This window comes from Rhizobium sp. RSm-3, from assembly GCF_001854685.1.
GTDB lineage: Bacteria > Pseudomonadota > Alphaproteobacteria > Rhizobiales > Rhizobiaceae > Rhizobium > Rhizobium ecuadorense.
This window is the reverse complement of sequence record NZ_MAWZ01000007.1, coordinates 39,727-58,176: the sequence shown is the minus strand read 5'-3', so window position 1 is coordinate 58,176 and position 18,450 is coordinate 39,727. Positions and strand designations below refer to the sequence as shown.

Sequence of the window (18,450 nt, the reverse complement as noted above, 5' to 3'; positions counted from 1 at the left end):
ATTCCCCGGGGTCACCTCCGCCTCATGCAGATGTCTGTCGTCCCGCTTTTTTGGCAAAGAAATAGACGTCCGGCAGGCAGCCGCCATCAAAACCAAAACGCGCCGCACGTGATGTGCCGGCGCGTTTTTGTTCATTCTGCCAATCAGGCATTGCCGATATTTCGATCGCCCATCAGCTGCTCGAATTTGGGGGCGCCCTCGACCTTGGCAAGCACGCCCGACATCTTCAGAAAACGCCGGAAATTCTCGCGCGCAGCGCTCAGCGGGAAACGCCCGCTGGCGGTGTCTCTGCACGCCTTCAACAGCGTGTCATATGCCAGACCTCGTTTGTCCTCCGGCCATTCATCCAGAAAATCGAAGATTTCATCGAGACAGGTGATCTCAGCGATGAAATGTTGACGATGAAGCAAAACCGGATCGAACCGAGTTTCCGTCATAGTATCCTCCCATTTATATTACTTTTTTATGGCATAATATTACTGAAAAACCTTGATTCATTCAAGACAAAATCGGCCACCCCTACCCAAAAGCATCCGCAACTACTTCCATAACGGCAGAATAGCTCGATGAGATTATCTTGAGTGAATTGATCAGCGATCAAGGTTCAAACGCACACGCCCAAGGTTAACTGATCCCTCGCACACGTGTTCAGCCAAGCGTGATCAAGCGCGCCGGAAGTTTTGGTGTAGGCTCGTGACGGCGTGGTAGATTGTGACCAAGATCAACTCCGCAGGGGAGAGCCTAGATGAACCGATTTCTCACATTTATCGCTGCCGGGGCGCTGCTCGGCGCGTCCGCGATCACCTCATCCTGCACCACGCCTGGCAAGCCCGATCGCGAAGATTTTCAGTACCAGCGGGATACATCGATCAACCCGGCCTGCGCGGGTGGCTTCAGGCCCGGCAACGCGCGCTCGTGCAGTTATTGAAGGCGCGGGCGGCCGACATGGGTGCGGAGCATCGCTGCGATTGCCCCAGGGAGCAGCCGCGGTATGACTGCGTCGCGAGAGGAAGCGCGTTACAGCAATAGGAGTGGTTAGGGAACCGCAAGCTCGCCCCGCAGTTAAGTCAACGGGTCACGGTTGGCTCAATTCAAACAGGAGAACGGTTCCCAATGAACAATTTGATCTGGCTTGTCGGCGCTGTCGTCATCGTGCTCGCGATTTTGAGCTTCTTTGGCTTTCGCTGATTGATGTAAATTGTGGCGATGGGCCCTCTCTCCACGCCGATCGGATGGAGATGAGACCCTCTGACGCCGATCTTCGGAGCGACTTGTCTCTGTCGGCTTTGGCGGGCCGAACGCTGTTTGCGCGTGTTGTCCGCTGAGCGTCGAACCGCGCTCCATTGCCGTTTCGTCAATAATCCACCGAATGACGCTCGGATAGGCTACATCACCCCCCTCGACTTCCTTTACAGTCAAGCGTTTCGGCCTACCCCGGGGCCGGTCGCGAGGGAATTCGATGGAACGTCTTGGCGTGCATAAAGCGACTGAATCCAGGAAGCGGGCTGCAGAAGCCGATCACTCCGGTTCTGCCCGGGATGTTTCAGTTGTTAAAGTCGGCGACTGCCTGCTGGGGTACAAGGCGGCGCTGCGTCGTGCGCGAGGCGGCCACTGGAACCATTTCCGCGGCCGGATGCGCGAGATCGAAAAATTGATCCGGCATCGCCATGGCGACATCGTACCCGAGGCGGACGACGCATTGATCTATGTCGAGGTGATCGCCAGCCTCGCCCTTGTCGAATTCGGACAAGACTTCGTCGACGTGGTTCTCGGCTGGGCGGCGCGATGGCTTCCCTGGGCTGGGAAAGCCGACGTGGAGGAGATCATCTACGAGCGGACGAAGGTGCGTTTTTCCGCCTTGTCGGCCGACGCGCTCGGCCATGCGCTGCATGTGAGCTACGCCGAACGGTGCGCCCTCGATATCCGCACGATCGGCGCCTTCGATGTGCCGAAGGCGAAAAGAGCAAGGCTACAAAAGGAAAAGCGGCGCAAGCGCGACCGAAGCCGGAAAGAGGAGCAACGCCGCGCCGCCGGCGCGCTTCCCAGAGCCGACTATCTCGCCAATTCCTTCAGCCAGGCCCGCCCCTGGGACGCTCTCGGCATCAGCCGCCGGACATGGGAGCGCCGCGGCAAACCCATGCCGGGGGCCGAGGCGATATCGGATTGCGGTTCGATGCCGCTGGCCGCTTAGGCCGGAGTCTTTTCGGCATTGGCCGGTGGTCCGAACCAGGTCGTCATCGCCTTGTGGAGACCATCCGGCTTGCCCTCGCCCACCCACGCCACATAGCCGTCGGGCCGGATCAGCACTGCGATTGGGGCGGAGACTGCGCCCAGCACCGGCAGCTCCCACGCACCGTCATAGCTGGCGTCAACCAACTGGACGCGGGCTGACCATGGCGTGATGTCGAGGCTGCCGGGTGCGCCGAGATTCAACAGCACTGGCCGCGCATTTTGGAGCAGCACATAGACGCGGAGCGGGCCATCGGGCGTGGTGAGGTCGAGGTCGGGCATGCGGCGGCCGAGCAGCGGATGCCCCTCGCCGAATTCGTAATGGATGGCCAGTCCGGACATTTCGGCGGCGATCTTTTTGCGGGGCTCGTCGATCGCGAGGAGTTCCAGGACGATCTCCCGCAAGGCTTCGGTGCGGTCATCGGTCCGTTGCAAGGCGACCTGCGCCATCGTCGTGCGCAACACGCGGGCGGCCACCGGATGCCGCTCGGCGTGATAGGTGTCGAGCAAGCTTTCCGGCGATATTCCTTTCACCACCTGCGCCAGCTTCCAGCCGAGATTGACGGCATCCTGCACGCCGGTATTGAGGCCCTGCCCGCCCACCGGAGAATGCACATGCGCGGCATCGCCGGCCAGGAAGATGCGGCCGTTGCGGTAAGCCGCCGCCTGCCGCGACATGTCGGTGAACCTGGAAATCCACCTTAAGCTGTGGATTCCAAAATCCGTTCCGCATGACTCGATCAGGGTTTGCCTGAGGTCGCCGAGCGTCGGTTCGCTTGTAGTAGCGCCGGCAGTCTTTTCCGTCACCATGACGTTGATCGGACCTTCACTGGCAAAGACGACCTTGCCGTCGCGGATTTCATATTCCTCGCGGCCGAAGGCATGCATGCCGAGCGCCGTGCGATGGACGCCGAGCGGCGGCTCCTCCTCCATCTCGGCCTCGGCCAGAATATTGCTGGTCGTCGCATCCCATCCCGGAAATTCAATGCCCGCGATCTTGCGAACCAGACTGCGGCCGCCATCGCAGCCGACGAGGTAGCCTGCCCTGAGCTGGAAACCATCGGAGAGTTCGATGGTGACGCCGGTATCGTCCTGCGCAAATCCGGTCAGCTCGCGGCCACGATAAATCGTCACCGGCAGTTCGCCGACCCATCCGGCCAGAATGCGCTCGATATGCTTCTGCCGCAGCGCCAGCCCGTAATTGTGCCGTGTCGGAAAATCGCTGATATCGAGCCGCGTGACGGCAAACCCGGTGACCTGGGCGATCTGCCCTGCCGCGAGAAACCGGTCGACCACGCCCCGCTGATCGAGAACCTCGAGCGTGCGCGCGCTCAGCCCACCGGCGCGCGAACCGACGACTTCCTGGTTCGGCCGGCGCTCGACGAGCGCGACATCGACACCTGCCAGAGCCAATTCGCCCGCCAGCATCAGCCCCGTCGGCCCTCCTCCGGCAATCACGACGGCATGTTCTCTCATCTGAAAACTCCTCAGTCCCGAGGCCGATATCTCAGAACTCCAAGAAACGCCCAACCACTGCGGAGCGCCAAATTGACCCGGCCTGCCGGGTGACGATTTTGCCTGTCGCAGGTTGTTCTCCCTATAAATAGAGATCTCTACTTGTTGGAAGGAGTTGCGACAGGAATTTCCCCTTTGCTTTTCGAAGCCATATTGATTGCCGCTTGCTGCTTTCCTGCCGGAGAATCCAGGCTTTTCAACACGACCTGACCGGGTGGGCGCGGATGCGGCAAGCGCTTCCCGGAATCACCCTTCGTGCTCGAAAGCGATCATTCGAATATTTGCTACAGCCTCACTGCGGCGGCGGCGCCTTTTGCGGAATCGTCTCGGCCGCCGGCTGCTCGGACGGATCGGCGGGATGGCCATAGATGGTGTAAACGGCCCCCGCCAGAACGCCCAGGACGAGAAGAGCGAGTACGTACAACATCATCCCACGGATTGCCGTTTCGGTGTCCTGTCCATGAGGATCTCCAAGATTGCTCAGTGCGCAAATTCACTGCGAGCGCTTCCGGTCCCGAGTATGGAAGTCTGTCCATGATCGCTTTTCCCACATGCCGGGTTGCACTTCATCGAAGCCGCGACCAGCACACATAAGCCGCCGACCAAATGCCGGCGGCTTGAACAGGCGATGTCTCTCTGACTACCAGGGCTGGGATTACCAGGGCTGGCGGCCATACCAGTCGTCGATGTCTCTCTTCGCACGGTCTTTTTCGTAGCCGTAGCGCTCCTGGATCTTGCCTTCGAGCTGATCGCGCTTGCCATCGATGACGTCAAGGTCATCGTCAGTGAGCTTGCCCCACTGCTCCTTCACCTTGCCCTTCATCTGCTTCCAGTTACCTTCAACGCGATTCCAATCCATGGGTATTTCCTCCTATCGTTGGAATAGAGGAACGGGGATGAAGGGTAAGTGTTCCGATGATATTGGGCGACGCGAGACCCGATGGTGCGGGTCGATTTCATGAACAATCGCGTAGCGGTGGTGAGGCGGGAACAATCAGATCCGGATCTGGTTTAGCCTACACCCTGGTCCCTAGCGGAGGCGACGATGTGGGCAATCCTGATCGGTGCGACCCTCATAATTGGAGGGCTCGTTTTTCTCTTTCGGTCGACGCTCAGCCGAAGGCCGAGTGACCCGCACCAGATGCCGCAAGGCGGCAGCACCCTCGAACCGCGGCACCAAGGCCTGAGGTTCCTCGGCGTATCGCAAAATTGGCCAGCCATGGCTGTGATTGCGGTTGGCGCACTTCTCTTGGCTTTTGGCGGATATTCATGACAACGAGCCGCGCTCGACCGGCGACCTGCGCGTGGTGAAAGAGATTCTGCAGCGGATCGAGGCGACGCAGAAGCGGTCGACCAACTAAAACGGCCGTGTGACGCGTGTGACTTTTTTGCGGTCACAAATCTCACAAATTTCCGGTAAGTTATTGATTTTATGGTGAGAGCGTCGGGGTTCGAACCCGAGACCTACTGATTAAAAGTCAGTTGCTCTACCGGCTGAGCTACGCTCTCCCGCTCCGCGGGTGAAGCACCCCGGCTGGAAGTGGGCGGAACATAGGCAGGCGACCCATTGCGGTCAACCGAAAAATTCAGCTTTTTCCGGCAGTCGGCACATTTCTTGCGGACGCAAGCCACATGCCTTGCGAGCGCAAAGGCATATGCTTTGCGAGCGTAAGGCACATACCTTGCGCGCGCGACGCACATGACGAGAAATCGGCGGCGAGCTTGTCAGCCAATCCTTGGCGATTTTCTGCGACCTACAGCGGCCTGTCGCTTCTGATCGCACGATCCGGGCAGGCCGCTATCCAAACGCAAAAAGGTGATTGGCAATCCCGGCCTCGCAAAGCTAGGAACAGGGCGCAGATTGCAGCCGGAGATAATGTGTGTCGATTGCCGATATTTCGCTATGGAGCGCGTTGATAGCAGGGGCGCTTTCCTTTCTTTCGCCTTGCGTGCTTCCCCTCGTCCCGCCCTATCTCTGTTACATGGCCGGCATTTCAGTCGAGCAGTTCCGCGGCGGCGGTGCGGTTGCGGTCGCGCCCGATATCAGGCGCGGCGTGCTGTTCTCCGCCCTGCTCTTCACGCTCGGCTTTGCCACCGTCTTCGTGGCGCTCGGCGCCGGCGCTTCCAGCATCGGCATGGCGCTTCGCCAGCATCTCGACCTGTTGTCGAAGCTCGGCGGGCTGATCATCATCGTCATGGGATTGAATTTCCTCGGCCTCTTCCGGTTAGGGATCCTTGCCCGCGAGGCGCGTTTCCAGGGCGGCGGCAAGCCGGCGACGCTGACGGGGGCCTATGTCATGGGCCTTGCCTTCGCCTTCGGCTGGACACCCTGCATCGGGCCGGTGCTCGGCGCGATTCTCGGCGTCGCCGCCTCGCGCGAGACGGTCGGCTCCGGCGCCGGGCTGCTCGCCGTCTATTCGCTCGGCCTTGCCATCCCCTTCTGGATCGCCGCCGGTTTTTCCGGCGCCTTCATGCGCTTCCTGTCGCGCTTCCGCCGCCATCTCGGCACGGTGGAGAAGGTGATGGGTGTCTTCCTCGTGCTGACCGGCCTCGCCTTCCTGTTCGGATGGGTCAGCGATGTGGCGATCTGGTTTCAGCAGACCTTCCCGATCCTGATGCAGATCGGCTAAAGCGCGGCCGGTCGGTCGATCCGCGCCGGTTGTCCGACGCCCCGGCAACTTGCATGACGGGACCTATGCCGTGGTATAGCTCGCCCTGTCCCTCGACCCATTCGCCCTGACCTTCGACCCAATCGATCGAAAACACGCCTCGATGTAGCGTCGTCGGTGCCGTGTTCAAGCGGCGGTCAGAAGGAGACAAACATGAGCCTCGCGACAAATATGAGCCTGGAAGACGCCTCTCATCCCGGTGGACCAGGGCCCGGCGAACTGGTTCCCTCGCGCTATGCAGTGCAGATCGGCGAGATCGAGGTGATGATCATCAGCGACGGCGTGCTGCCGCTCCCGACCACGATGTTGGCGCACAACGCCGAGCCCGCGGTCCGGCAAGCCTGGCTGAACCACATGTTCCTGCCGCCGGACTCGCTGGATTGGCCGCTGAACGTGGTGGTGGCGCGTAGCGGCGGGCAGACCATACTTCTCGATGCCGGGCTTGGCCTGGATCCGGATTTGCACCTGCCGCGGGCCGGGCAATTGATCGGCCGACTGGACTCCGCCGGCGTCGATCTTGCATCCGTGACCGACGTGGTGCTGACCCACCTGCACATGGACCACATCGGCGGGCTTCTCGTCGACGGGGTGAAGGAGCGGCTGCGCCCCGACCTAAGAATCCACCTGGCGGCCGCCGAGGTGAAGTTCTGGGAAGCGCCCGATTTCTCCCGGACCCGCATGCCGCCGGGCTTCCCGGATGCGCTTCGGGCCACCGCCAAGCGGTTCGTGAACGAGTACCGCAGCCACCTGCGGCTGTTCGACGACGAGTGCGAAGTGGCGCCAGGGGTAGTCGCCCGCCGCACCGGCGGCCACACCCCCGGACACAGCGTGATCCGCCTGGCCTCCGGCGGCGACCGGCTGACATTTGCCGGCGACGCGGTGTTCGCGGTCGGCTTCGACCAACCCGACTGGCATAACGGCTTCGAGCACGACCCCGAGGAGGCGGCTCGCGTCCGGGTCGGCCTCCTGCGGGAACTGGCCGCGACCGGCGAGCTGCTGGTCGCCACTCACCTGCCCTTCCCCTCCGTCTGCCATGTGGCGGTTGACGGCGATGCCTTCCGCTGGGTGCCAGTCTTCTGGGATTACTGACGGCTTGGTTAGGCCTGCACCAAGGGGCGTCCCGCCCGTAGAGCGTTTCCGTCTTTCCCTCGAATGACGAAAACGCTCTATCGATTTTTTGCACAACTCCCGAGGCTAAACAGCTACACAGTTTCGCTGGAATTGCGTAAGTCAGATCCTGACCCGCCGATCCCCGCGCACTGGAAAACCTCTTGGCCGATATCGTCAGCCTGCTCCTGCCGTTCTTCGGCCTGATCCTCATCGGCTATGCCGCCGCCAAGGCGACGAAGCAGCCGGCTGACGCGCTCGGATGGCTGAATACCTTCATCATCTATGCCGCCCTGCCCGCTCTGTTCTTCAAGCTCGTCTCGCGCACGCCGATCGAAGAGCTGACGCGCATCGATTTCATCGTCACCGATATTGCCGCGACCTATGCGGTGTTCATCCTGCTGTTTGCTATCGGCCGCCTCGTGCGCGGCAATTCGCTTGCCGATTGCACCATCCAGTCCTTTGCCGGCGCCTATGGCAATATCGGCTATATGGGGCCGGGCCTGGCGCTTCTGGCGCTCGGCGAAAAGGCGGCAGTGCCGGTGGCGCTGATCATCTGTTTCGAGAACGCACTGCATTTCATCGTCGCGCCGGCGCTGATGGCGGCGGCCGGCGACGACAAGCGTTCCGCGGGCCGGCTTGCCGCCGATATTGCCCGGAAGGTGGCGCTGCATCCCTTCATCCTGTCGACGGCGGCAGGCTTTGCTGTGGCCGCCCTCCACATCGACCAGCCGCTGGCGTTTCAGCGCCTCGTCGATTACCTCGCCCAGGCGGCGGCGCCCTGCGCCCTCTTTGCCATGGGGGTGACGCTGGCGCTCCGGCCGCTGAAACGGGTCCCGGCCGAGATCGGCTACATAGTGCCGGCGAAGCTGATCCTGCATCCGATCGTGGTTTTCATCGCGCTGACTGTGGTGGGTGGTTTCGAGCCGGTGTGGATCCAGGCGGCCGTGCTGCTCGCCACGCTGCCGACGGCGACCAATGTCTTCGTCATCGGCCAGCAATATGGCGTCTGGCAGGAGCGCGCCTCGGCGACGATCCTGATCACGACGGTGCTTTCGGTGGTCAGCGTCTCACTCTGGCTGATCGCGATCCGCTCAGGCCTTCTTCCGCTTCAGCTTTTCCCGTAGCGCATCCGGAATATCACGGAAGCCCCGGCCAGGCTCGATGCCTTCACGCATGACGATGCTGCGCAGCGGCGGAATGGCCGAGAGGATATGCAGACCGGCGGCGCGCAGCATCTGCACCGGCAGGAAATCCGAAAGCAGCGAGCGGTTGAGAAGATCGACGCTTGCCGTACGCGTCATGATGTCGGCGCGGCGCTTGCGGTCGAAGCTTTCGCCGGCATCGGCCGGAATCGGCAATTCGGCCCGGTCGCAGAGGATGTCGGTCAGCGCCATGATGTCGCGCAGGCTGAGGTTCAGCCCCTGCGCCCCGATCGGCGGGAAGACATGGGCAGCCTCACCGATCAGCGCGATGCGCCCCTTGCCGAAACGATGCGCCATCATGCCCGACAGCGGCCAGAGCTGGACGCCGTCTTCCACAGCGACCTTGCCGAGCATGGAGTGCATCTGCACCTCGACGAGACGGCCGAGTTCGGCAAGCGGCAACTCCATGCGGCTTGCAGCTTCCGTGGGATCCTGCACCCAGACGAGGCTGGAGCGGTTCCCCGGCAGCGGCACCTGGGTGAAAGGGCCGTGTTTGGTGTGGAATTCGCTCGAGATATTCTGATGCGGCAGGGAATGGGCGAAATTCAGCACCATGGCCGATTGCGGATAAGACCAGTTGCGCACGCCGATCCCTGATGTTTCGCGCAGCTTCGAGCCGCGGCCGTCGGCGCCGACGGCAAAATCGGCGAAAAGCGTCTCGCCGCCGGCAAGCGCGATCGACACTTTCTCGGCCGAGATCTCGATCGATTCGGCCATATCGGTGAAGCGGGTGATATTGCCCTCTCCGGCCGTGGCCGCTTCGAGGATGTCGATCAGCATCTTGTTGGGGAAATTATAGCCGAAGGCATCGAGGCCCACTTCGGCGGCGCGAAACGTGGTCGTCGGCGCGCGCAGCAGCCGGTCGGTGCCGTCGATGATGCGCATGCTGGCAAGCGGTGCCGTCGCAGGGCGCAGCTTATCCCAGAGCGCCAGGCGATCGAGGAAGCGGATCGACTGATCCATCAGCGCCGTGGTGCGCCGGTCCTCCTTTGCAGCAAGGGGTGCCACCAGCGCCACGCTGCGGCCGCCGCGAGCGAGCGCGATTGCCGCAATCATGCCGGCGAGACCGCCACCGATCACCGCCACTTCGAATGTCTTCATGCTACCGTTCCGCTATCATAAAATGGCGGACCAGTCGCTTATGCGGCCGGCTTCGCCTGACGGCGCCAACTATAGCCCTTGCCGGCTTCGGCGTCACGCACCGCCGGCTGATAATGATGGGGAATGGCGGGAAGACGGTTTTCGGAAAGCCGCTTCAGCGCCGTGGCGTTGCTGACCGAGAAGCTGTCGATGCCGACGCGCAGCATCAGCGGCACCTGGTCGATCAGCACGTCGCCGACGGCGCGCAGCTCGTTGGTGTATCCCAACCGCTGGCGCAGCAGCGAGGCGTGGCTGAAGGCGCGGCCGTCGTTGAAGGCCGGAAAGGCGACGGCCACGATGTCGAGGCGAGAGAGATAGGGCTCCAGCCGCCGCACGTCGTCGGCCGGCTTGATCAGCACGCCGAGGCCGACATCATTGCTTTCGTCGGCCTTGGCGATCAACTCGTCGAGACCGAGCAGCGGCTTCTGCTCCCCTGAAGCCTTCACCTCGTCGGTCTCGATCAGCCAGGGATCGTTTTCGACAAAACCGGTTTCTCTCCAAATCTTCGTCATCATCCCCTCCTTATGCCGCTTCCGCAGCCGAGCCGTAGAGCGCAGCCTTGAAAGGCTGCGGCCCGACGCGGCGATAGGCAGCAAGGAAAATCTCCGACGGATCGAGGCGCAGGCCGAGATAGGTGTCGACGATCGTCTCGATCGCGTCCGTCACCCGGTCCGGCTCGAAGCCGCGGCCGATGATCTCGCCGATCGAGGTATGTTCGTCGCCGGAACCGCCGAGGGTGATCTGGTAGAGTTCGGCACCCTTCTTCTCCACACCGAGCAGGCCGATATGGCCGACATGGTGGTGGCCGCAGGCATTGATGCAGCCGGAGATCTTGATCTTCAGCTCGCCGATCTCGGCCTGGCGTTCGGCGCTGCCGAAGCGGCGGGAGATTTCCTGCGCCAGCGGAATGGAGCGCGCATTGGCGAGCGCACAGTAGTCGAGCCCCGGACAGGCAATGATATCGGTGATCAGGCCGGCATTGGCTTCGGCCAGATCGATGGCGACGAGGCCGCGATAGACGGCTTCGAGATCGGCCAGCGCCACATGCGGCAGGATCAAGTTCTGCTCATGGCTGACGCGGATTTCGTCGAAGGCATATTCCTCGGCGAGATCGGCGATTGCGTCCATCTGCGCGTCGGTGGCGTCGCCCGGAATGCCGCCGATCGGCTTCAGCGAGATCGTCACCATGCCGTAATCGGGGTTCTTGTGCGGCTGCACATTCTGCTGGACCCAGCGGGCGAAAGCCGGATCGGCCTTCTTCCAGCGGGCAAGGTTTTCCCAGCCCTCGGCGCGCTGAGGCAGATCGGGCAGCGCGAAATAGGCGGCGATCGCCTCGACATCCTGTTCCGGCAGCTTCAGTTCGCTATCCCTCAGCGAGGCGAATTCGGCCTCGACCTGGCGCGTCAGTTCCTCGGCGCCGGTTTCGTGCACCAGGATCTTGATGCGGGCCTTGTACTTGTTGTCGCGGCGGCCATGCAGATTGTACACGCGCACGATTGATGTGGTGTAGGAGAGCAGGTCTTCCTCGGGCAGGAAGTCGCGGATCAGCTTGGCGATCATCGGCGTGCGGCCCTGGCCACCGCCGACATAGACGGCAAAGCCGATCTCGCCCTTGTCGTTCTTCTTCAGATGCAGGCCGATATCATGGACCTGGATGGCGGCACGGTCGCGCTCGGCGCCGGTGACGGCGATCTTGAACTTGCGCGGCAGGAAGGAGAATTCCGGATGGACCGACGACCACTGGCGCAGGATTTCGGCGTAGGGCCTGGGATCGGCGATCTCGTCGGCGGCTGCACCCGCAAAGTGATCGGCCGTCACGTTTCTGATGCAGTTGCCCGAGGTCTGCAACGCATGCATCTCGACGCTTGCAAGATCGGCTAGCGCATCGGGGATTTCCGACAGCTTCGGCCAGTTGAACTGCAGGTTCTGCCGCGTGGTGAAATGGCCATAGCCGCGGTCATAGGTGCGGGCGATATGGGCGAGCATGCGCATCTGGCGCGCGCTCAGCGTGCCATAGGGAATGGCGATGCGCAGCATATAGGCGTGCAGCTGCAGGTAGACGCCGTTCATCAGGCGCAGCGGCTTGAACGCGTCCTCGGCGAGCTCGCCGGCAAGGCGGCGCTGGACCTGGTCGCGGAACTGCTCGACGCGCTCGCTGACAAAGGCATGGTCAAATTCGTCGTAACGGTACATCGTCTTCCTCAGACTGCAATGAATTCGGGATCGGCGGGAGCGTAGCCCGGTGCGTATTCCATGGTCGGGCCCTGGGCGCGGATACGCTCGCGAAGGCGCAGCGGCCAGAGAATGCCGTTGGTTTCCTGAACTTCGACGACGGCGACGTCAACCACCTCGTTGTCGGCATAGGATTTCTTGCCGATCGCCTCCAGCGCTTCGACGGCTTCGTTGTGACGGGCGACAAGCGCTTCCTGCAGCGAGGTCGACCATTTCCCGTTCGCATCCAGCCAGACGGCAATGCCGTCCGTCAGCCGGTTGGCCGTCAGAACCTTGTCTACCATATTCAGCTCCTTGCAAGTTCCTCGAGCCGGGCGTTCGCACGCACCAGCGGCTCGGACAGTTCGAAATTGGCGCCAGCGACCGCATCGCCGATAATGACCATGACCGGCCCGGTCAACTCATCGCGGTGCTGCAGATCGGGAAGATCTGCAAGCGTGCCATGCAGCAGGCGGCGCTCGGGACGGCTGGCATTTTCGATGACGGCGACGGTCGTCTCGGAGGGAATGCCGGCCTGCATCAGCCGCTCGGCGACGGAGGCGGCAACCGTGCGGCCCATATAGACGGCGATCGTCGCGCCGGAAACGGCAAGGCTTGCCCAATCGGGCAGCACGTCGCCGGTGAGATCATGGCCCGTCGTGAAGACCAGCGAGGACGCGACGCCGCGCAATGTCAGCGGCAACTCGAAATCGGCGGCGGCGGCGAAAGCCGAGGTAATACCGGGCACGACCTCATAGGTGATGCCGGCGGCGCGCAATGCCGCCATCTCTTCCCCTGCCCGACCATAGACCAGCGGATCGCCCGACTTGAGGCGGACGACACGTTTGCCCTGGCGGCCGAGATCGACCAGGAGGTCGTTGATCTCTTCCTGCGACTTCGAATGGCAGCCCTTACGCTTGCCGACGGAAAGCCGCTCGGCGTCGCGGCGGCCCATATCGACGATCGCCTGCGGCACAAGCGCGTCAAAGACGATGACATCGGCTTCCATCATCACGCGCTGGGCGCGCAGCGTCAGCAGATCCTCGGCGCCCGGACCGGCGCCGACCAGCCAGACATGGCCCGCAACCCTGTCCATTGAGCCCAGCAGCCGGTCGGCGGCCTGGCGGGCCTGCGGCAGGTTGCCGTTGGCAACCGCATCGGCGACGGCGCCGGAGAAGAAGCGGCGCCAGAAGACGCGGCGGGAAACGCCGCGGGGCACGAGCTGTTCGACGGCCTTGCGGTAGCTCGTCGCCAGTGCTGCGAGGCGCCCGAGCGAGGGCGAAAGAAGCTGGTCGATCTGTGCGCGGATCATCTGCGCCAGAACCGGCCCTGCCCCTTCGGTGCCGATCGCAACGGCGACCGGGGCGCGATTGACCAGCGCCGGGGTGAAGAAATCGCAGTAGTCGGGCTGATCGACGGCATTGGCCGGAATGCTTGCGGCGCGGGCAGCATCGACGATCTCGCGGTCGTCGGCTTCATTGCCGGTGGCGGCAAAAACGAGGGCTGCCCCCTCGACCTGGTCGGCGGAAAAGCCGGCGCGCACGGTCTCGATGCGGTTGGCAATCAGGAAGGCATGATAATCGGCTTCCGGCCTGTCGGCATAGGCGACGATCCGCGCCCGCGTGTTGAGCAGCAGCCGCACCTTGGCGAAAGCTTCGTCGCCATTGCCGAAGACAGCCGTCTTCTGGCCTTCCACGCGAAAGAAGGCGGGAAATACCGAAAGCTGTTCGGTCCTGGGAGACATCATCAATCCACTTCGAAGTTGCCGGAATATGCCCTTGATCGACAAGGGTTTAAAGGAACATAAATTCGAAAGCTCCAGCAAGTGCGTATTCTTTTGCTCGTAGCATCAGCGATTTGAGAAAAGTCACCCATGCTGACCAAAACAGCACATGTCAGCGCATTTGCTGCAGCGCATTATAAAGCCTGTGACAAACAGCGTCCACCGGCGTTTGGCGCATTTCACTTGCGCCGCCGAGGCGATAGACTGAGGGAAACCGGAGACGCCAATGCCTGACAAGACCATCGCCGCCCGCCTGCTTTCGGTCATCGAAAACGATATCCTGCCGCTGACCGAGCGCGGCGTATCGCTTGGGAATAAGGTGTTCGGCGCGGCGATCCTGCGCAAATCCGATCTCTCGCTCGTCGTCGCCGAAACCAACAACGAACTCGACAATCCGCTCTGGCACGGCGAGGTGCATACGCTGAAGCGCTTCTACGAGCTTGGCGACAAGCCGGCGACCAAGGATTTGATCTTCCTGTCGACGCACGAGCCCTGCACCATGTGCATGTCGGCGATCACTTGGGCAGGCTTCGACAATTTCTATTATTTCTTCAGCCACGAGGATTCCCGCGATGCCTTCGCCATTCCGCACGATCTGAAGATCCTCAAGGAGGTCTTCGGGCTTGAACCCGGCGGCTATCGCAGGCAAAACGCCTTCTGGAACAGCTTTGCCGTCGCCGATCTCGTCGAGACCGAAGAGGCCCGGCTGGGAGAGGCGCTGAAGGCGCAGACTGCCCGCATCAAGGCGCGCTACAATGCGCTTTCCACCACCTACCAGTCGTCGAAGAGCGCCAACGATATTCCGCTCAACTGAGGCAGCTGAACCGAGGCACCATGGAACCTTCCAAAGATATTTCGCGGCTGATCGAGATCATGGCGGCGCTGCGCCATCCTGAAACCGGCTGCCCCTGGGACATCGAGCAGAGCTTCGAGACGATCAAGCCCTATACGATCGAGGAGGCCTATGAGGTTTCCGATGCGATCGAGCGCGGCGATATGGACGATCTCTGCGACGAGCTGGGCGACCTGCTGCTGCAAGTGGTCTTCCATGCGCGCATGGCCGAGGAGGCAGGCGAATTTTCCTTCGGCGACGTCGTCAACGCCATCACCACCAAGATGATCCGCCGCCACCCGCACGTCTTCGCCCGCTCGGCGGCCGACACGCCGGATGCGGTAAAGATCCAGTGGGACGAGATCAAGCAGGCGGAAAAACGCGAGCGCACTGAGCGCCGGTCAAAGCGCGGGATTACCGAGGATTTCAAGGGCGGGTTCCTCGGCTCCGTGCAGCGCAGCTTCCCGGCTTTGACGGAAGCGCTAAAACTGCAGGAACGCGCCGCCAAGGTCGGCTTCGACTGGTCGGCCCCCGAGCCGATCCTCGACAAGATCGAGGAGGAGATCGACGAATTGCGGGCGGCACTGCGAGACGGCGACCGCGCAAAGGTCAGCGACGAACTCGGCGACCTGATCTTCGCGGTCGTCAATATCGGCCGGCATGTGAAGACCGATCCGGAACAGGCGCTGCGTGGAACGAATACGAAATTCCGGCGTCGGTTCAGCCACATAGAGAATGTTCTTGATGCAGAAGGCGAGACGCTGGAGGCGGCTAGCCTTGAGCGGATGGAAGAGATCTGGCAGGCGGCGAAGGCGATTGAGCGGGCTGTGATGGCTGGGGCTGAGTGAGCTTTCTCCCCTTCTCCCCACTTCTCCCCAGCGAGGAGAAGGTGGGCCGAAGGGTCGGATGAGGGGGCCACACGGCCCACCATTCATTGCCCTTCGCTTGCGCTCAGCGCATTCGCGGCTTTGCCGCTCACGCCCTCATCTGCCTGCCGGCATCTTCTCCCCGCTGGGGAGAAGAGAGATGTGGCAACGTCCCTGCTTCCTCTCACTCAATCGAGCCATTCGGCCCTTGCTGAGCTGTCCGATCCGCCGCTTAAGAGGATGGAGGAAAGCGCGCGCCCGAAGGCCCGCTCACCGCTCCCAATCCTCGCGCGGCGGCTTCGGCCCATTTCCGATGCGGCGTTCGAGTTCGGCGGCTTCGGTTTCGGAGAGGCGCAGGTCGAGTGTGATCGAGCCGTCTTCGTTGTCTTCGCGGCCGTCGACGATCGCGTGGTCGTAGAGCCAGGGCAGCAGCGCCAGCTTGTCGACGGGAAGGCGGACGGTGGTTTCGGTCATGACGCCGGAGAGCCGGCGGCTGATCTCGTCCATCAGCGTGTCGACGCCCTCGCCGCTGACGGCCGAAACGGCGACGACGTTGCTGGCGCCTGTTGATTTCTGCATCATGGCGTCGTGGACCTCGGGCTCCAGCCGGTCGATCTTGTTCCAGACCTCGATCAGCCGCTTATCGGCTTCGGCTTCGTCGATGCCGAGGTCGCCGAGAATGCGCATCACGTCGGAGCTCTGCGCCTGGTTGTCGGCATCGGACATGTCGCGGACATGCAGGATGAGATCGGCTTCCAGCACCTCTTCCAGCGTCGCCCGGAAGGCGGCGACCAGATGGGTCGGCAGGTCGGAGATGAAGCCGACAGTGTCGGACAGGATGACGGTGCGGCCGTGCGGCAGCTTCATGCGGCGCAGCGTCGGGTCAAGCGTGGCAAAGAGCATGTCTTCGGCCAGCACGCCGGCGCCGGTGATGCGGTTGAACAGCGTCGATTTGCCGGCATTGGTATAACCGACGAGCGCCACGATCGGGTGCGGCACCTTGCGGCGCTTGGCGCGGTGGAGCTGGCGGGTGCGCACCACCTGCTCCAACTCGCGTTCGAGCTTGATGATGCGGTCCTGCAGCATCCGCCGGTCGGCTTCGATCTGGGTTTCGCCCGGGCCGCCCATGAAGCCGCCGCCGCCGCGCTGGCGTTCAAGGTGGGTCCAGCTTCTGACCAGCCGGCCCTTCTGGTAATTCAGATGGGCGAGATCGACCTGCAGCGTGCCTTCCTTGGTGGAGGCGCGGCGGCCGAAGATTTCGAGGATGAGGCCCGTCCGGTCGATGACCTTGGCGTTCCATTCCTTTTCGAGATTGCGCTGCTGCACCGGGGTCAGTGGATGATCGACGATGACGAGACCGGAATCGCGCTCGTCGAGCAGCGCCTTGATCTCCTCGATCTTGCCGGTGCCGAGCAATGTCGCCGGTCTCGGATCGTTGACCGGCACGACCTGGCCGTTGACCACGTCGAGGTCGATCGCCTGGGCAAGACCGGTCGCTTCTTCCAGCCGGCTTTCCGGCGTGCGGGTCGAGGCCGATTCGCTCTGGCCGCCGCGGCTGCGCGACTTCAGAACCGGCACGACGACGGTCGCGCGCATATCGTCCCTGTGCTTGGCGGCCTCAGGGATGATCGAATCGTTCTTGGTATCGCGTGTCGAAATGACGGCTGATCCTGTTAGGACGCTGCTTCTTCGCTCTCGAACATCTGCATGGGCTGGCCCGGCATGATCGTCGAGATCGCATGTTTATACACGAGCTGCGAATGGCCGTCACGGCGAAGAAGAACACAGAAATTGTCGAAAGAGGTAACAACGCCCGTGAGTTTCACGCCGTTGATCAAAAAGATTGTCAGGGAAATCTTTTGCTTGCGAACAGTATTGAGAAATAGATCCTGAAGATTCTGAGAACGTTCCGCCATCGCGCCGCTTCTTTCTTTATTGCCGACCTGAGTTGGCCGGTGGAGTATCAATCAACCTCACCATGCAAGACCGGTGGCACCCTCATTCCACCCGTCCAGCAAATCTTGGTATCAAATCGCAATCTTTTCCGCAACGTCGAAAAAGGCTTCGCGGACTTTCTGCGAGACACTGCCGGGATGACCGTTGGCGATCGTCTGGCCATCGACGGAAACGACCGGAAAACAAATACTTGTGGCTGCGGTCAGGAAGACCTCGCGGGCGGCGAGCATCTCGGAAACCGAGAAGTTCCGCTCGGTGATCTTCAAGCCGAGCTTGGCTGCGACATCCATCAATGTGGTGCGGGTAATGCCGCGCAGGATGCCGTGTTCGGCCGGCCGCGTCACCAGCGTTCCCTCGGAATCGACGATCCAGATATTGGTCGCCGCCCCTTCCTTCACCATGCCGTCGCCATCGACATAGATCGCCTCCTGGGCGCCGGCCTCCTTGGCCTGCTGGCGGGCCATGGCATTCGGCAGCAGGCCGACGGATTTGATGTCGACGCGGTCCCAGCGATTGTCGGTAACGGTGATCGCCCTGATGCCGTTGGCATTCTTGGCGGCGATGATTTTGGGATCGGTGCTCTTGGCGGTGATGACAAGCGACGGCGGCGTTCCCTCGGCCGGGAAGACATGATCGCGGCGCGCCACGCCGCGCGTCACCTGCATATAGAAAAGCCCGTTGCGGACATGATTGCGGCGCAACGTCTCGCGGATGACCTGCGTCAGCGCCGCCCGGCTCATCGGCCAGGCAATGCTGAGTTCACCGAGCGAACGGTCGAGACGGTTCAGATGGCGCGTGAGGTCGACGATATAGCCGTGACGCACCTCGCAGACCTCGTAGACGCCATCGGCGAACTGGTAACCGCGGTCCTCGATATGCACGCTGGCATCGGAATGCTTGACGTAACGGCCATTCACATAGGCAATTCTCGGCATGG

21 protein-coding genes and 1 tRNA gene are annotated in these 18,450 nt (G+C 62.2%); 8 read left to right on the top strand and 14 right to left on the bottom strand.

The features are described 5' to 3' along the window. Nucleotides 1–22: 22 nt before the first annotated feature. Both BBJ66_RS35615 and BBJ66_RS09720 read right to left on the bottom strand, forming a co-directional pair. Nucleotides 23–151 carry a hypothetical protein gene (locus BBJ66_RS35615; protein WP_274534071.1) on the bottom strand — a complete coding sequence of 43 codons (129 nt, stop codon included), beginning with the start codon at nt 149–151 and terminating at the stop codon, nt 23–25. After that, nucleotides 144–437, bottom strand: a complete 294-nt coding sequence (locus BBJ66_RS09720; RefSeq protein ID WP_049735564.1) for a DUF982 domain-containing protein — start codon at nt 435–437, stop codon at nt 144–146. The genes BBJ66_RS35615 and BBJ66_RS09720 overlap by 8 nt, the downstream gene beginning before the upstream one ends. Before the next feature lie 308 nt (nt 438–745). On the opposite strand from BBJ66_RS09720, the gene BBJ66_RS09715 reads away from it, so the two are divergent. Together BBJ66_RS09715 and BBJ66_RS09710 are read left to right on the top strand one after the other, a co-directional pair. Next, nucleotides 746–928: a hypothetical protein gene (locus BBJ66_RS09715; protein ID WP_071086653.1), complete on the top strand. Its 183-nt coding sequence runs from the start codon at nt 746–748 to the stop codon at nt 926–928. A gap of 531 nt (nt 929–1,459) precedes the next feature. After that, on the top strand, nt 1,460–2,191 hold the full coding sequence (locus tag BBJ66_RS09710; RefSeq protein WP_071086639.1) for a hypothetical protein: 732 nt from the start codon (nt 1,460–1,462) through the stop codon (nt 2,189–2,191). On the opposite strand, the gene BBJ66_RS09705 is transcribed toward BBJ66_RS09710, so the two are convergent. From BBJ66_RS09705 to BBJ66_RS09700, 3 genes are all read right to left on the bottom strand, one after another. After that, the gene (locus BBJ66_RS09705) at nt 2,188–3,705 is read right to left on the bottom strand and encodes an FAD-dependent monooxygenase (protein ID WP_071086637.1); all 1,518 of its coding nucleotides are present in this window, start codon (nt 3,703–3,705) and stop codon (nt 2,188–2,190) included. The genes BBJ66_RS09710 and BBJ66_RS09705 overlap by 4 nt on opposite strands. Before the next feature lie 331 nt (nt 3,706–4,036). After that, nucleotides 4,037–4,174 (bottom strand): hypothetical protein, encoded by a 138-nt coding sequence (locus tag BBJ66_RS34925; RefSeq protein WP_190238076.1) that lies wholly within the window; start codon nt 4,172–4,174, stop codon nt 4,037–4,039. Nucleotides 4,175–4,399: 225 nt separating this feature from the next. After that, on the bottom strand, nt 4,400–4,603 hold the full coding sequence (locus tag BBJ66_RS09700; protein ID WP_049735567.1) for a CsbD family protein: 204 nt from the start codon (nt 4,601–4,603) through the stop codon (nt 4,400–4,402). 186 nt (nt 4,604–4,789) lie between these two features. Here BBJ66_RS09700 and BBJ66_RS35245 point away from each other — a divergent pair, with 186 nt between their 5' ends. Continuing rightward, nucleotides 4,790–5,017, top strand: a complete 228-nt coding sequence (locus tag BBJ66_RS35245) for a hypothetical protein (RefSeq protein ID WP_071086635.1) — start codon at nt 4,790–4,792, stop codon at nt 5,015–5,017. A 160-nt stretch (nt 5,018–5,177) separates the two neighbouring features. Here the strand turns inward: BBJ66_RS35245 and BBJ66_RS09690 are convergent. Continuing rightward, nucleotides 5,178–5,253: transfer RNA gene (locus tag BBJ66_RS09690), tRNA-Lys, on the bottom strand. 371 nt (nt 5,254–5,624) lie between these two features. Between BBJ66_RS09690 and BBJ66_RS09685 the strand changes: the two genes are divergently transcribed. The 3 genes from BBJ66_RS09685 (at nt 5,625) to BBJ66_RS09675 (ending at nt 8,647) form a co-directional block, all read left to right on the top strand. Beyond that, a complete protein-coding gene (locus BBJ66_RS09685; RefSeq protein WP_071086633.1) occupies nt 5,625–6,374 on the top strand; it encodes a cytochrome c biogenesis CcdA family protein in 750 nt (249 codons plus the stop codon). Nucleotides 6,375–6,566: 192 nt separating this feature from the next. Beyond that, nucleotides 6,567–7,502: an MBL fold metallo-hydrolase gene (locus BBJ66_RS09680; protein ID WP_071086631.1), complete on the top strand. Its 936-nt coding sequence runs from the start codon at nt 6,567–6,569 to the stop codon at nt 7,500–7,502. Between the two features lie 182 nt (nt 7,503–7,684). Next, nucleotides 7,685–8,647 carry an AEC family transporter gene (locus BBJ66_RS09675; protein WP_049735583.1) on the top strand — a complete coding sequence of 321 codons (963 nt, stop codon included), beginning with the start codon at nt 7,685–7,687 and terminating at the stop codon, nt 8,645–8,647. Here the strand turns inward: BBJ66_RS09675 and BBJ66_RS09670 are convergent. Genes BBJ66_RS09670 through cysG form a run of 5 tightly spaced genes read right to left on the bottom strand, consistent with a single transcriptional unit; the run spans nt 8,615 to nt 13,820 of the window. Next, nucleotides 8,615–9,826 (bottom strand): UbiH/UbiF family hydroxylase, encoded by a 1,212-nt coding sequence (locus BBJ66_RS09670; RefSeq protein WP_071086629.1) that lies wholly within the window; start codon nt 9,824–9,826, stop codon nt 8,615–8,617. The genes BBJ66_RS09675 and BBJ66_RS09670 overlap by 33 nt on opposite strands. A gap of 38 nt (nt 9,827–9,864) precedes the next feature. Next, complete coding sequence (locus BBJ66_RS09665) at nt 9,865–10,377, bottom strand: DUF934 domain-containing protein (RefSeq protein WP_049735585.1); 513 nt, start codon at nt 10,375–10,377, stop codon at nt 9,865–9,867. Nucleotides 10,378–10,387: 10 nt separating this feature from the next. Next, nucleotides 10,388–12,058, bottom strand: coding sequence for a nitrite/sulfite reductase (locus BBJ66_RS09660; RefSeq protein ID WP_049735586.1), 1,671 nt, complete (start codon nt 12,056–12,058; stop codon nt 10,388–10,390). An 8-nt stretch (nt 12,059–12,066) separates the two neighbouring features. Continuing rightward, nucleotides 12,067–12,381: a DUF2849 domain-containing protein gene (locus BBJ66_RS09655; protein ID WP_049735587.1), complete on the bottom strand. Its 315-nt coding sequence runs from the start codon at nt 12,379–12,381 to the stop codon at nt 12,067–12,069. Nucleotides 12,382–12,383: 2 nt separating this feature from the next. Next, on the bottom strand, nt 12,384–13,820 hold the full coding sequence (gene cysG, locus BBJ66_RS09650; RefSeq protein WP_071086823.1) for a siroheme synthase CysG: 1,437 nt from the start codon (nt 13,818–13,820) through the stop codon (nt 12,384–12,386). A 265-nt stretch (nt 13,821–14,085) separates the two neighbouring features. On the opposite strand from cysG, the gene BBJ66_RS09645 reads away from it, so the two are divergent. Both BBJ66_RS09645 and mazG read left to right on the top strand, forming a co-directional pair. Then, nucleotides 14,086–14,673, top strand: coding sequence for a deaminase (locus BBJ66_RS09645; protein WP_071086626.1), 588 nt, complete (start codon nt 14,086–14,088; stop codon nt 14,671–14,673). Between the two features lie 20 nt (nt 14,674–14,693). Continuing rightward, nucleotides 14,694–15,539, top strand: coding sequence for a nucleoside triphosphate pyrophosphohydrolase (mazG, locus tag BBJ66_RS09640; protein WP_049735589.1), 846 nt, complete (start codon nt 14,694–14,696; stop codon nt 15,537–15,539). A 288-nt stretch (nt 15,540–15,827) separates the two neighbouring features. Here mazG and hflX read toward each other — a convergent pair whose 3' ends face one another. From hflX to BBJ66_RS09625, 3 genes are all read right to left on the bottom strand, one after another. Next, nucleotides 15,828–17,153, bottom strand: coding sequence for a GTPase HflX (hflX, locus tag BBJ66_RS09635; RefSeq protein WP_071086624.1), 1,326 nt, complete (start codon nt 17,151–17,153; stop codon nt 15,828–15,830). A gap of 77 nt (nt 17,154–17,230) precedes the next feature. Then, complete coding sequence (gene hfq, locus BBJ66_RS09630) at nt 17,231–17,473, bottom strand: RNA chaperone Hfq (protein WP_003539403.1); 243 nt, start codon at nt 17,471–17,473, stop codon at nt 17,231–17,233. Nucleotides 17,474–17,584: 111 nt separating this feature from the next. Then, a complete protein-coding gene (locus BBJ66_RS09625; RefSeq protein WP_049735591.1) occupies nt 17,585–18,448 on the bottom strand; it encodes a D-amino-acid transaminase in 864 nt (287 codons plus the stop codon). Between the last annotated feature and the right edge of the window lie 2 nt (nt 18,449–18,450).

What these genes read in the sequence shown, in the direction of transcription:
- BBJ66_RS09655 (WP_049735587.1), bottom strand. Translation starts at nt 12,381, where the DNA reads ATGGTAGACAAGGTTCTGACGGCCAACCGGCTGACGGACGGCATTGCC.
- BBJ66_RS09665 (WP_049735585.1), bottom strand. Translation starts at nt 10,377, where the DNA reads ATGACGAAGATTTGGAGAGAAACCGGTTTTGTCGAAAACGATCCCTGG.
- mazG (WP_049735589.1), top strand. Translation starts at nt 14,694, where the DNA reads ATGGAACCTTCCAAAGATATTTCGCGGCTGATCGAGATCATGGCGGCG.
- BBJ66_RS35245 (WP_071086635.1), top strand. Translation starts at nt 4,790, where the DNA reads ATGTGGGCAATCCTGATCGGTGCGACCCTCATAATTGGAGGGCTCGTT.
- hfq (WP_003539403.1), bottom strand. Translation starts at nt 17,473, where the DNA reads ATGGCGGAACGTTCTCAGAATCTTCAGGATCTATTTCTCAATACTGTT.
- BBJ66_RS09660 (WP_049735586.1), bottom strand. Translation starts at nt 12,058, where the DNA reads ATGTACCGTTACGACGAATTTGACCATGCCTTTGTCAGCGAGCGCGTC.
- BBJ66_RS09710 (WP_071086639.1), top strand. Translation starts at nt 1,460, where the DNA reads ATGGAACGTCTTGGCGTGCATAAAGCGACTGAATCCAGGAAGCGGGCT.
- BBJ66_RS09670 (WP_071086629.1), bottom strand. Translation starts at nt 9,826, where the DNA reads ATGAAGACATTCGAAGTGGCGGTGATCGGTGGCGGTCTCGCCGGCATG.
- BBJ66_RS34925 (WP_190238076.1), bottom strand. Translation starts at nt 4,174, where the DNA reads ATGATGTTGTACGTACTCGCTCTTCTCGTCCTGGGCGTTCTGGCGGGG.
- BBJ66_RS09720 (WP_049735564.1), bottom strand. Translation starts at nt 437, where the DNA reads ATGACGGAAACTCGGTTCGATCCGGTTTTGCTTCATCGTCAACATTTC.
- BBJ66_RS09715 (WP_071086653.1), top strand. Translation starts at nt 746, where the DNA reads ATGAACCGATTTCTCACATTTATCGCTGCCGGGGCGCTGCTCGGCGCG.
- hflX (WP_071086624.1), bottom strand. Translation starts at nt 17,153, where the DNA reads ATGCGCGCGACCGTCGTCGTGCCGGTTCTGAAGTCGCGCAGCCGCGGC.
- BBJ66_RS09625 (WP_049735591.1), bottom strand. Translation starts at nt 18,448, where the DNA reads ATGCCGAGAATTGCCTATGTGAATGGCCGTTACGTCAAGCATTCCGAT.
- BBJ66_RS09700 (WP_049735567.1), bottom strand. Translation starts at nt 4,603, where the DNA reads ATGGATTGGAATCGCGTTGAAGGTAACTGGAAGCAGATGAAGGGCAAG.
- BBJ66_RS09680 (WP_071086631.1), top strand. Translation starts at nt 6,567, where the DNA reads ATGAGCCTCGCGACAAATATGAGCCTGGAAGACGCCTCTCATCCCGGT.
- BBJ66_RS09645 (WP_071086626.1), top strand. Translation starts at nt 14,086, where the DNA reads ATGCCTGACAAGACCATCGCCGCCCGCCTGCTTTCGGTCATCGAAAAC.
- BBJ66_RS35615 (WP_274534071.1), bottom strand. Translation starts at nt 151, where the DNA reads ATGCCTGATTGGCAGAATGAACAAAAACGCGCCGGCACATCACGTGCG.
- cysG (WP_071086823.1), bottom strand. Translation starts at nt 13,820, where the DNA reads ATGTCTCCCAGGACCGAACAGCTTTCGGTATTTCCCGCCTTCTTTCGC.
- BBJ66_RS09705 (WP_071086637.1), bottom strand. Translation starts at nt 3,705, where the DNA reads ATGAGAGAACATGCCGTCGTGATTGCCGGAGGAGGGCCGACGGGGCTG.